Consider the following 11,952-nt stretch of genomic DNA (forward strand, 5'->3'; position numbering starts at 1 on the left):
TAACGTTATCATAATCAATTATCGGCTAAGTCTGAATTGTCAATACTCCGACAATGCCCGCGTGGTTCGCTCTGTTGGGAATAGCTTGCACGTGGCCCATGCTGGCACGTTCAAAGGCGCTTCTTACCAAGCCAGTATAAAGAACGAACCTCGTCCGGTCGCTGACCTCAGTGAGGCGAGGGATTAAGGTATGCGAACTCGCCTACCTACCGGTCGGACGAGTATGCTTGCAATAGTAGGACAGCATCACTACCAGATCCGAGCCGGTCGTTAGCCCCCTTTCGACAGCGTAACTCCGGGCGGCTGTTGCCGCCCTTTTTTTGTTTTGGCCGTGCGCCCTAGAACCGCGCCGCGAGAACCCTGGTTCGCAGCCGCTTTTGTACGTCTGAACGAGTGTTACTTTGAAGCCATCCAGGACTGACGCACGCGCAAGTACATTCGGCTACGTTCTTCGGGGCTTGCTGACGGCATTTATACCGTCATGCCTTTTGAGTAATCGAGAGCGATAGCTGTGCCGGCGTCTGAGACCTGCCGGGCCACCACCGGCTACTAGACATCGTGACCACGTGATCTGAGACGGATTCTCCGTGCAGGGAAACCTACGGGCGCTGGAGGAGCGCCGGCGCGTGACCGCCTGCTGCTACCAGCAACGACGTTCACTGTTGGAAAGCAAACCTCCCTCAATGCGTGTTATCTTACAGTACGCGCCGCGGGATAATTAATTGTCTGACAATCCGTCAAGTACGAGGTAAGCAACTGACCTCCGTGCCGCTCTGTGTACGGCAAAGGCTCATACGGTTCCGCAGTATGGAGCTATTTGACACGGTGACGATGCCTCGTTGTGTCGTACCGCCTTGGGAGATGGAAGATGAAAATGTCGTGGGCCGCGTTGTTGGCCATGTTCGCGGCGTTGCCGGTGATGCCAGCGCAGGCCAAGGATGAACCGCTCGCCGCCACTGGCCGCTGGAGCCCCTACACGGATGGTCGCGCGCAGACCCCTCCAATGGGGTGGAGCAGCTGGAACGCTTTCGCGACTGACATCGACGAAGACAAGATTCTTGGCTCGGCGCAGGCGCTGGTGCGAGACGGGCTCGCAGCGAAGGGCTATCGCTACGTGAATATCGACGACGGATGGGCCATGCAGCGCCGTGTCAAGGACGGTGCCCTCATCATTCGTCCCGGCAGGTTCCCTTTGACCAACCAGCCAGGGAGGAACGCTTCCTTCCGGCCCTTAACGGACAAGCTTCACGGCATGGGCTTGAAGGCGGGGATCTACTCAGATCTTGGTCGCAACACCTGTTCGCAGGCATTCTCGCCGGATGAAACAGATCTTCCAAAGGGCTCTGTACTGGAGCGGGAGATCGGCCTGTACGGGCATATCGATCAGGATATCGACCTATTCTTCTCGAAGTGGGGCTTCGATTTCATAAAGGTCGACGGATGTGGCGTGCGCGCATACGGGCCGGACAGCGAAAAGGTCCAGACCGGCAAATACCGCATGCTGCCACCGATCCTGAACATGGATTTCGTGAACCGATCAGATATTCCCGCTGTGCAAGGCCTATTTGGCCAAATCAACGCAGCGCTGGATCGCAACAATCCCGATGGCGACTACCTCCTGTCCCTTTGCATCTGGGGTGCCGCCGACGTCCGGTCGTGGGGCAAGAACGTCGGCAACATCTCGCGCACCAGCGACGACATCAATCCGAGCTGGGGCCGGATGCTTACTAATTTCGATACCGCGGCAAAGCGTGCGTTCTACGCGCATCCCGGATCATGGAACGACCCTGATATGCTCAATATCGGCAAAGGCGATTTCGACGAGAACCATCTTACCGAAGCCCGATCACATATGACGATGTGGGCGATGATAAACGCGCCGTTGATGATCGGTATGGATCTGCGGCAGGCACCGAAGTCGCTGCTCGACATATTCGGCAATGCAAAGGTCATCGCGATCGATCAGGATCCTGCCGGGCATCAGGCGGTGGTCGCTTTTGACAGCGACGACGTGCAGATCTTCGTTAAGACGCTGAGCACTGGCGAGAAGGCCGTCGCGATCTTCAATCGCAGCGCAGCGCCGCTCGAGGTAGATCTCACCGCCGCTCAAATGAAGTATCGCGACGCGACTGACGTGACGCTGGTAGATTTGTGGAACGGTCAGAAGCGCAGTTTTCGGACAACCACCAAGATGCCCATCGCAGGTCACCAAACGTTGTTGTTCACGGCGCGTGGGAGCCGGATGCTCGACAACGGCCTGTATCTCTCCGAACAGCCTGGCAACGTCAACCCGGCGGTCGACGGTGTCACGCAGCCGACGCCGGATCCAACGATCCACCGCTCCGCGACAGGTTGGCAGCGCACCCGCGGTAGTGGCGAAGGGCCGATCTATGCCGGTTGGGGCGGTGTGCAGCCGGACCGTGCGCCATATGGCGAAACGTTGGCGATTAATGGAAAACGGTTCGATACCGGCATAGGCGTGCTCGCGAACTCGCGACTGGAGGTCCGCAATCACGGGTACCGACACTTTGTCGCTACCGTCGGCGTCAACGATTCCGCACGCGACACCAATCGAGCTGCCACGTTCGCCGTGTATGGCGACGGCAAGCTGCTCGCGAACAGTCGCGAGCTGAAATGGGGCAGCGCCGGGCAACAAATTGCAGCGGACGTCACAGGCGTGAAGGTCATTGAACTGGTGACCCGCTCAACGTCCAGTAGCGCGCCGCCTTTGCCGACGACGTGGGCCGATGCCGCCTTACTGAAGCGCTAAGATCGAAGACTGAGGTTCGAGGAGGAGACGACGTTCCTACCGGCCGTTTTGGGGGGTGGATTACCAGGTCAGGGTGGATATCGCCGGTGCGGCGAGCTGCAAGCCCTGACCTTCCAGCCATTTCCTTGCTTACTGAGGCCTCCTAGATAAAGGATCCTCAGCTTGAGTACTCAGGGTCGTAACCCGTCACCCTGTTACGCCCCGTCGCCACTGCCTTCGAAGCGAACCCGATTTAACAGCCTACCGTAGCTCGCGCGACGCTCTCGATCGCTGTCTCGCTACTCTGACTGTGTGCGCGATGGCGGCGTGCTGTGATGGACTTGTCCCATACGACTTCCTTCCATTCCAGCGAAATGATCGCACCATCAAACCATGAACCAGACACTCTGTTTGAGCTGAAGATGGCACGCAACATCAAAGCATTATAGCTTTCGCCAGTAGTGCAGCTTGAGTGCGATTGCGAACGTTCAGCTTACGCATCAGAGCTGTCATATGAACCTTTACGGTAGCCTCCGCAATACCGAGATCAAACGCGATTTGTTTGTTCGTGAGACCTGAATGAACGCCGCGAAGTACGTTCATTTGCATTGGCGTCAATTCAGTATGACTTACGTCTACAAACGTTGATGCGGGCAACTTTAGCATACCGTTTCGGTCCTATTCATCGTCATCCTCGAGTATTCCGCACCACCGGAACGGACCACCGGCGGTGAGAACCTTGTCAAATCGTTTTGAATCACGCTTCGGTTATCGATGTCCACGCCGAACCATCAATTAATGATGTTCGTTATCTACTACATCGCATGCTTCGATAAGAGCGCGTCACGCCCAGTTGGCAAGCCGATCTATCAGGCCAATCCGATCAATGTTCAGCAACCCAGCGATCGCTATGCCGCTACCGTGAACAGGTAGAGATTTCTACCGTTTCGGTTTGCTGATACCTCACGATCGGTTAGTAGCGCTGTCAATACTCTGAGCAATACGGGCGATAGGTTATGAGGATGACAAGCCTTCGGGCGGCTGCGACGGCATTGGCCATGATTGCATTGCAAGGGAAGTCGCAAGCCGAAAACCCGATCATTCAGACCCGGTTTACCGCCGACCCGGCACCGCTAGTCCACGACGGCGTCGTGTATCTTTACACAAGCCACGACGAAGACGACGCCGACGGCTTCAAGATGCTCAACTGGCGATTGTACAGCTCAACCGATATGGCCAATTGGACCGATCGCGGCGTCGTCGCCTCGCTCAAGACCTTCCCCTGGGCGGTCCAGACCAACGACGCCTGGGCACCGCAGGTCATCGAACGAGGCGGCAAATTCTTCCTGTACGCACCGATCACCGTCCCGGGGAAACCCAGGAACGTCATCGCGGTGGCGGTCGCCGACACGCCGGCCGGGCCGTTCAAGGATGCGCTCGGCAAACCGCTGATCGCGCCCGCCGGCGACAATATCGACCCGACCGTATGGATCGATGACGACGGCCAGGCCTATCTCTACTGGGGTAATCCCGACCTTTGGTACGTGAAGCTGAACAAGGACATGGTGTCCTATGCAGGCCCGATCACCAAGGTCCAACCTCGCATCACCGATTACCAGGAAGGTCCGTGGTTCTATAAGCGCAAGGGCCACTATTACATGGCGTTCGCCTCTACCTGCTGCTCCGAAGGGATCGGCTACGCGATGAGCGCCAAGCCGACCGGGCCGTGGACCTACAAGGGCCCGATCATGGACCACGACACCCGCGCGACCGGTAACCACCCCGGCATCATCGACTACAAGGGCGGCTCCTACGTCTTCGGGTTCAGCTACGAACATAACTTTGCACTGACGCCGATTCATCATGAACGCCGCTCGGTCTCGGTCGCCAGGTTCGAATACAACGCCGACGGGACCATCCCCAATCTCCACTGGTGGGACAAGGTGAGCGCGCCGCAGATCGGCACGCTCGATCCCTACAAGCGGGTCGAGGCGGAGACGATTGCCTGGACCTCGCGCATCAGGCGCGACCGCGACCGGCCCTACGACTGGGCGATGGGTGTGACGACCGCGCAGAACGACCGCACCGGCGTCTACGTAACGCGTGCCACCGACCGCAGCTACATCAAGGTCGCGGGGGTCGATTTCGGCAAGGCGGGTGCGCGGACCTTCGTCGCGACCGTCGCCAACGCGAGACCGGGCGCCGCGATCGAACTGCACGCCGATGCCGTTGGCGGCCCCTTGCTTGGCACATTGCAAGCCGGCCCCCCCGCCCCCGCCCCCGCCCCCGCCCCCGGCGTTCGGTGGCAGGAGCGGACGACCACCGTTTCCGGCGCGACCGGGCTGCGCGATCTCTACATTGTGTTCCGCGGCAAGGGCGACGGTAGCCTCATGGACGTCGACTCCTGGCGGTTCACCCGCTGACATGAAGACGCAACGAGAGGTGGGCATGACATTCCGCAAGACTGCACGCGCCGGAACGTTCGTCCGCGCTATGCTGGCAGCCGTGTTCGTGACGGCAATGCCCGCGGTGCAGGCCGCGCCCAAGGCCAGATCGCATCTGGATCTCGACGCGATCGCACGACAGCGGTTCGGGAACGACGCCGCCTGGTACCGGGACCGGATCCCGTTCTTCCAATCGTCCGACACGATGCTCGACCAAGTTTATTATTACCGCTGGCAGATCGTCCGTGCGCATCAGCGCGACCTGGGCAAGCTCGGCTACATCACCACCGAATTCGCGGACGATGTCAGCTGGCAGCGTGAACCATATGCCAGTCTGAACGATGCGACCGGTTTCCACCTGAACGAACTGCGCTGGCTGAACGACCGGCGGTTCGCGGCAGACTATATCGATTATATGTACGAGCAAGGCGGCAATAACCGTCATTTCACCGACTATATGGCCGACTCCGTCTGGAGCCGTTACCTAGTCGATGGCGACCAGAGCGCGGTTCTTGCCCATGTGCCCGCCATGCGGACGTTGTACGATGCGTGGTTCGATCATTTCGATTGGTCGAAGAACTTGTACTGGGTCGAACCGCTGCTCGACGCGACCGAATATACCATCTCGTCGATTGACGCGTCGGGCGGCAAGGATTGATTTCGCGGTGGCGATGCGTTCCGCCCTTCGGTTAACGCCTACATGTTTGCAAATGCGCGCGCGTTGTCCGCCATGACCGCCTTGTCCGGTGATGCGAAGGCGTCCGCCGACTATGCCGCCCGGGCCACCGCCATCAAGCAACGCGTGCAGGAGAGCCTCTGGAACCCGCAGTTCCAGCACTTCACCGACCGCTATCAGGTCACCAACGCGCATGTGAAATACTGGAACCCGATCCGCGGGCGCGAACTCGTCGGCTACGTGCCATGGACCTTCGACCTGCCGGACGACGACGCACGCTACAGCGCCGCGTGGACGCACATTCTGAAACCCGACGAACTGGCCGGTCCCGCCGGCCTGCGCACGGTGGAGCCGAGCTACGAACATTATATGCGGCAATATCGCTACGAAGGCACGAGTCGCGAATGCCAGTGGAACGGCCCCATCTGGCCGTTCCAGACGACGCAGGTGTTGACCGGGATGGCAAACCTGCTCGACCACTACAACCAGTCGGTCGTTACCCGCGGCGACTTCCTCCGCCTGCTCCGCCAATATGCCCAGATGCATTTCCAAGGCGGTCGGCTCGATCTGGAGGAGGATTATGATCCTGCAACCGGCAAGCCGATCGTCGGGCTGGCCCGCAGCCACCATTATTTCCATTCGGGGTTCAACGACCTGATCATGACCGGTGTCGTCGGCATCCGTCCCCGCGCGGACGACGTGCTGGAGATCAACCCTCTGCTGACCGCCCCCGGCACCGGCGCGCCGATCCAATGGTTCCGCGCGGAACGGATCCCCTATCACGGACACCTCGTATCGGTGACCTACGACGCCGACGGACGCCGCTTCGGACAGGGTGCGGGGCTGCGCGTCGACGTGGACGGCCGTGAGGCGGGGCGCAGCGCGAAGCTGACCCGCCTGACGATCCCGCTACCACGTGCCGAAAACGCACCGATCGCGCGTGCCATCAACCGCGCCGTGCAAGTCGAACGGACTGGTTTCCCAAAACTGACTGCATCCAGCGGGGCCGATCAAGAAGCGATGCACGACGCGGTCGACGGACGGACTTGGTTTTTCCCGGAACTGGTCAACGGCTGGACACCGACCACGACGGCGGCAGAGCAATGGTTCGCGATCAATCTAGGAAAGCCGCAGACGTTGAGCCGGGCCGAGCTGGCGTTCTTTTCAGACGGCAAGCAATTTGCCGCCCCTAGCGCCTTTCGTCTTCAGATCCGCCGCGGCGAGACCTGGGAGGACCTGCCGACGCAAGCCGACGCCCCGGTGGCCAACGGTATCACGCACGTCAGCTGGTCGCCTACCGCTGCGGGGCAAGTTCGCCTAGTCGTTGCCCAAACAGCGGGTCGATCCGTTCGCTTGATTGAGATGAAGCTTTTCTAGATGGAATCCTGACAGTTTTCATAGGCGCTTCGATAAAATGGAAACCAGATTGCGGCAGGCCGGCGATTCAATTCCATTATACCTTTCGGTCTGCCTGAGCTTGATCGTCCAGGTCCAGTTTCGATAATAGCGGGCTTGGGCGATCAAGCAGCATCAACCGTAAAGGTCGTTCCGCATTCCACGCTCATATTGTGCGTCGATGGCGTCCGCGACTGCTGCATCCTGCTTGGTCATGGTGGCTAGCATTTGCCCGGGCGTAGGAAGGCTCTTTCGATCCAACTGGGATGCCGGGTCCCACAGACGCCCTCGGTTCACCGCCTTTCCGCAGTGAAACAAGACCTCGTCCACCGCCACGACAATGGCCGTCTTTGGGATTTTCGTCCCTTCCGCCAGTGTTGTGCAATGCGCCGGATCGTCGACGATGCGACCCCGGCCATTGATGCGCATGAACAGGTCCAGGCCAGGGAACAGGAACAGCATGCCCAGTCGATCATCGAACGTGAGGTTGCGCATCGACTCGATACGGTTGTTCCCAGGCCAGTCGGCGAACGTCACCGTCGTGTTGTCGAGCACACGCACGAAGCCAGGCGGACCACCACGCGGCGAGGCATCGAAACCGGCGCTTCCCCCGGTTGCCAAGCAGAAGAATGTCGCTTTCGCTAGATATTCGCGGTGGAACGCGTTCAATTCGGGCGTCACCGCCTTTTGAATGTGCTCGGAGGGCGGCGCGTAAAGCCGTTCGAGATCATGCTCGGCGAGGTACAGATCGGGCGGGGTCATCGGCGTTCTCCTGATGATAGCCATAGCCGACCTACGAAGGCAGAGCTAAGCTATCAAAGCCAATCACTATCGAGTTGCTGCCATGATCAAGGAAAAGTTTGCCCTTGCTGCCAGTGACGCCCGCGATCCACTGATAATCGCCTTGTACGAAGCCCAGGCGGAGCATCGCGAACTGGGCACTCATAGTCATTCGCGCGGACAGCTGTCCGGACTGCGCCATGGACTGCTGACCATCGGAACCGATGCGGGAGCCTGGATCGTTCCCGCCGATCATGCGGTTTGGCTTCCCCCGCATCAGCGGCATTATGGATGGACCCATGGTGCCGTCGAGGGTTGGAGTTGCTACGTTTCGGAAGTCGCATGCGCCACGCTGCCCGACCGCCCCTGCACGATCAGCACGTCGGGCTTGCTGCGCGAAGCCGTCCTGCGAGCGTCGAACTGGCAGGGGAACGGCTTCACTCCCGAACAGGATCGCATTGCGCACGTAATTCTGGATGAACTGCGGACCGCCCCGGTCGAACCCTTCGGATCGCCGATGCCGCGCGATCCACGCCTCGTCCTCATCGCACGCGCCTTGCTCGACGATCCAAGTGATGGGCGCAGCATCCAGGAATGGGCCCAGTGGGCGGGTATCCCGGAACGAACGCTGAGCCGCCGTTTCGTCATCGAGACAGGCTTCACCTATACGACTTGGCGCCAGCGAGCCTGCCTGATGCGGGCGCTTGAGATGCTTGCCGAGGGCAGCGCCGTCACCACCGTGGCGCTGGACATGGGCTATGATAGCGTCAGTGCCTTCATCGCCTTCTTCAAACGCTCGTTGGGCGTCACGCCATCGGCCTATTTTCGACGCGCCTGACGGCAAAGTCTTCAAGCCACGTTGCCCGGGAAGACGGTAACTTTGCTGGGCCTGAGCATAAATGACGGACGGACTCTAGACTCGGGCGACTGACATCGGGCAGCTGCGCCCGAAATGACATTCCGAAAAGGAACGTGGAGTGGGAAGCCAGCACCCCCGATCGCGCTGACGGCCCCATGAAGGTTCTGCTTCGCCACACGTATGGCTCGCCCCTTTGCAATGGATTTCAACGTCGACGCAGGTAGTCTGTGTTGACGTATAGGGTCTCGTGAGCGTGTTCACGGCCAAGATGGACTTTCGCCGTTTGGAGCCTCCGTAATTTGTCAGGCATCGAGTGCCCTCTTGAGGAACAGGACTCTCCAACCGTTGATCGCCTCTCAGGCCATCTTCAGGATCCCTTCCTCAGACCTCGTCGGGCCACGCGCGTCGCTGCGCAGCCGAACTTTCTACGCACCTGACGGGGAGCCGCGGTCGAATTCGGTTTCCCTGCCCAAAGTGGCCCAGGCGATGCGCCCCAGCTTGTTCGGAAGTGCGACAAGCACGATACGTTATCACTTGCGCTGCCCGGCTCCAGAGGGCAGCTTTCTACGGGACTGCAGTAAAACGATCCGGGGGGACCATTGAAAGCAATCAGGCTGATCGGCATCATAGCGGCACTCTCCGTTGCGGCGTTGACCCAGACGCCGCAGGTCATGGCGCAGGAGCGGCCGAGAACGATCCCGCTGTCGCCCTATCTTGGCGTACTTTGGTCCTTCGAGGCCGACTTCGGCGGGAAACGGCGTACTTTTCTTTTCGATACGGCTGGTGGAATTACCGCAATCACGCCGGAAAGCGCTGCGGAAATAGCGTGTTTGCCGTGGGGGCAACTCACTGGGTTCCGCATGCGTGGTGATCGCGTCGACCTTCCGCGCTGCGACGACGTTACCATCCGTAGCAATGGAGCCACCCTCGCTGCACCGACGGTCGGCGTTCTCGATTTCTCCACACTTCTGCCCAAGGACGCTCCGCCCTTGGCTGGGTCCGTGGCGCTCGACAGCTTCGCCGGGAATGTGGTGACGATCGATCTTGCTCATCGCCAGATCGTTTTAGAAACCACAGCGAGCATGAAACGGCGCATATCGAGCGGGAGGGAAGTTGAACTTCGCTTGAGTCGAGAAGTTGCCGGCCTCGCGATGACGCCGTTCGTTGCCGTGCAGACGCCGAAGGGTAAGGTTTGGATGGAACTGGATACCGGCAGCAATTCCTCCATCATTGTTAGCGCACACGATGCGGAGTTGTTCGCGATGAAACCTCATGACAAGGAACCCCAAACTTTTCGGGGCAAGCTGGTCGGCGACATTGCGCTCGCCGTGGATGATGCCCGTTCCATGCCCTTGGCCATCGACGGTAATATCGGCGCAGGGGTGCTAAAAGACTGGATCGTAACCCTGGACATCGTCCGTGGCCGCGCATGGTTTTCTCCTGCATCAGGATCTTGGACGGCGATCGCCAGCGACCAGTGATGCAGGCTGACCTGTGCGCTGCTGAATGCCCTCCGGAACGGCATTGCGAGCATGAGGGACAATCGATCGCCAAGCGGCGCCGAACCACCATTCTTGACGTGGAGCGCTTCTGAAGCAGTACGGTTACGGTGACGCTACGCTGCTCCTTGCGAACACGGGGTCTGCTGACGAGAGTATCGTAGTTTTCTGGTATGGTCGCGACACGTCGTTCTCGCACGCTCAGCAGTCGAGTACTCTTCGAGATGCATCCCACCCATTTTCCACGCGAATGGCCCCGAGCGTGTAGCGGATCTACGAGATCTGTGTGTCCGCTTTGATCGACTGCTCGCCGCATCGTACCTCACCCTGGACATCGACACATGGCGCCGGAGATGCCCTTGCTGTTCGTTGTCGACTGCTAAATCTATCGCGTTGAACGCACTGCCACCCCATTTCGGAGACGATCATGCCGGTCTTTCCACTTACTATTGAGATACCTGACGCCGCCCTTGAAGACTTGCAGCGTCGCCTTCGGACGATGCGTTGGCCCTGTTCGATCGACGACGACGGTTGGGACGACGGTGCGAGCGTATCGTTCATGCAGGAACTCGCCGACTATTGGCTCAATCAGTTCGATTGGCGGGCGCAGGAGCAGCGCCTTAACGAACTGCCGCATTTCAAGACGATGATTGAAGATCAGAAAATTCACTTCGTCCATCAACGTGGTGTCGGCCCTGATCCCATGCCCATCGTCATCACACATGGCTGGCCAGGTTCTTTTGCAGAGATGGAGCGGCTGATCCCGCTACTTACCGATCCCGGCGCGAATGGCAGCGATCCCGCCGACGCCTTCCATGTCGTCGTGCCGTCACTACCCGGTTACGGCTTCTCACCAGCGCCAAGAAAGCCCGGCGTGAGCTCGCGCGAGATTGCCATGCTGTGGCGCAGTCTGATGGCGGAGCTTGGGTATGAGCGGTTCGCTGCGCAGGGTGGAGATATCGGGGCCGGAGTGTCGACATGGCTGGCGCGGCTTTTTCCAGACGTCGTTCATGGCATACACCTGAACTTCATTCCCGGCAGCTATCGTCCATCGCTCGAAGCCGAAGCGCCTGTAGTCACCGACGATGAACGAGCCTTCCTCAACTACGTCGCGCAGTGGTCTGCACAGGAGGGTGCCTATGCCGCTCTTCAGGCCACGAAACCACAGACCCTGGCGTTCTCGCTTGCAGACTCGCCAATCGGGCTAGCCGCCTGGATGACGGAGAAATTCAGATCCTGGAGCGATTGCAACGGGAACCTCACTAGCGCCATCTCCTTCGATGACCTCCTCACCGACATCTGCCTTTACTGGTTCGGTGACGGCCTGACCGGATCTTTGCGCCTGTACAAGGAGAACCGTTTGCGACCGCTGACGTTCAATGCGGGCGAGCGCATCAAACCGCCACTCGGCGTCGCGGTGTTTCCACGGGAGATTGCGATGCCGCCTCGCTCATGTGAGCTGCCCCCTTCTGAGCGGTCCATCGACTATGAGAGTCTGGATCAAGGAAGGGACGACGAATGCCTGCGAAAAAGCACAAGCCGGAAGAGAT

General features: G+C 59.6%; 10 protein-coding genes. 8 read left to right on the plus strand and 2 right to left on the minus strand.

Going from position 1 to position 11,952, the window contains the following annotated elements; genetic code table 11:
* Positions 1-868 precede the first annotated feature (868 nt).
* Positions 869-2,770, plus strand: a complete 1,902-nt coding sequence (locus tag C8J42_RS19330; protein WP_133021440.1) for an NPCBM/NEW2 domain-containing protein — start codon at positions 869-871, stop codon at positions 2,768-2,770.
* Between the two features lie 414 nt (positions 2,771-3,184).
* Here C8J42_RS19330 and C8J42_RS19335 read toward each other — a convergent pair whose 3' ends face one another.
* Complete coding sequence (locus C8J42_RS19335) at positions 3,185-3,415, minus strand: LuxR C-terminal-related transcriptional regulator (RefSeq protein WP_133021441.1); 231 nt, start codon at positions 3,413-3,415, stop codon at positions 3,185-3,187.
* Between the two features lie 108 nt (positions 3,416-3,523).
* On the opposite strand from C8J42_RS19335, the gene C8J42_RS20265 reads away from it, so the two are divergent.
* The 4 genes from C8J42_RS20265 (at position 3,524) to C8J42_RS19345 (ending at position 7,246) form a co-directional block, all read left to right on the plus strand.
* The gene (locus C8J42_RS20265; RefSeq protein ID WP_165895574.1) at positions 3,524-3,682 is read left to right on the plus strand and encodes a hypothetical protein; all 159 of its coding nucleotides are present in this window, start codon (positions 3,524-3,526) and stop codon (positions 3,680-3,682) included.
* A 125-nt stretch (positions 3,683-3,807) separates the two neighbouring features.
* Positions 3,808-5,172, plus strand: a complete 1,365-nt coding sequence (locus C8J42_RS19340; RefSeq protein WP_207897193.1) for a glycoside hydrolase family 43 protein — start codon at positions 3,808-3,810, stop codon at positions 5,170-5,172.
* Positions 5,173-5,197: 25 nt separating this feature from the next.
* Positions 5,198-5,851 carry a hypothetical protein gene (locus C8J42_RS20575; RefSeq protein ID WP_243644629.1) on the plus strand — a complete coding sequence of 218 codons (654 nt, stop codon included), beginning with the start codon at positions 5,198-5,200 and terminating at the stop codon, positions 5,849-5,851.
* A gap of 42 nt (positions 5,852-5,893) precedes the next feature.
* Positions 5,894-7,246 carry a discoidin domain-containing protein gene (locus C8J42_RS19345; RefSeq protein ID WP_279388770.1) on the plus strand — a complete coding sequence of 451 codons (1,353 nt, stop codon included), beginning with the start codon at positions 5,894-5,896 and terminating at the stop codon, positions 7,244-7,246.
* A 153-nt stretch (positions 7,247-7,399) separates the two neighbouring features.
* Here the strand turns inward: C8J42_RS19345 and C8J42_RS19350 are convergent, their stop codons facing one another.
* A complete protein-coding gene (locus C8J42_RS19350) occupies positions 7,400-8,026 on the minus strand; it encodes an MSMEG_1061 family FMN-dependent PPOX-type flavoprotein (protein WP_133021443.1) in 627 nt (208 codons plus the stop codon).
* A gap of 82 nt (positions 8,027-8,108) precedes the next feature.
* Here C8J42_RS19350 and C8J42_RS19355 point away from each other — a divergent pair, with 82 nt between their 5' ends.
* The 3 genes from C8J42_RS19355 to C8J42_RS19365 form a co-directional block, all read left to right on the plus strand.
* Positions 8,109-8,882, plus strand: a complete 774-nt coding sequence (locus C8J42_RS19355) for a helix-turn-helix transcriptional regulator (protein ID WP_133021444.1) — start codon at positions 8,109-8,111, stop codon at positions 8,880-8,882.
* Between the two features lie 620 nt (positions 8,883-9,502).
* Entirely contained in the window at positions 9,503-10,384 is an 882-nt protein-coding gene (locus tag C8J42_RS19360; RefSeq protein ID WP_133021445.1) for a hypothetical protein, read from the plus strand.
* Between the two features lie 445 nt (positions 10,385-10,829).
* On the plus strand, positions 10,830-11,952 hold a 1,123-nt coding region (locus tag C8J42_RS19365; RefSeq protein WP_133021446.1), incomplete at its 3' end, for an epoxide hydrolase.

The sequence above is a fragment of the Sphingomonas sp. PP-CE-1A-559 genome (assembly GCF_004340965.1).
GTDB lineage: Bacteria > Pseudomonadota > Alphaproteobacteria > Sphingomonadales > Sphingomonadaceae > Sphingomonas.

Coding starts and splice junctions, on each gene's coding strand:
- C8J42_RS19330 (WP_133021440.1), top strand. CDS start 869: ATGAAAATGTCGTGGGCCGCGTTGTTGGCCATGTTCGCGGCGTTGCCG.
- C8J42_RS19335 (WP_133021441.1), bottom strand. CDS start 3,415: ATGCTAAAGTTGCCCGCATCAACGTTTGTAGACGTAAGTCATACTGAA.
- C8J42_RS20265 (WP_165895574.1), top strand. CDS start 3,524: ATGTCCACGCCGAACCATCAATTAATGATGTTCGTTATCTACTACATC.
- C8J42_RS19340 (WP_207897193.1), top strand. CDS start 3,808: ATGATTGCATTGCAAGGGAAGTCGCAAGCCGAAAACCCGATCATTCAG.
- C8J42_RS20575 (WP_243644629.1), top strand. CDS start 5,198: ATGACATTCCGCAAGACTGCACGCGCCGGAACGTTCGTCCGCGCTATG.
- C8J42_RS19345 (WP_279388770.1), top strand. CDS start 5,894: ATGTTTGCAAATGCGCGCGCGTTGTCCGCCATGACCGCCTTGTCCGGT.
- C8J42_RS19350 (WP_133021443.1), bottom strand. CDS start 8,026: ATGACCCCGCCCGATCTGTACCTCGCCGAGCATGATCTCGAACGGCTT.
- C8J42_RS19355 (WP_133021444.1), top strand. CDS start 8,109: ATGATCAAGGAAAAGTTTGCCCTTGCTGCCAGTGACGCCCGCGATCCA.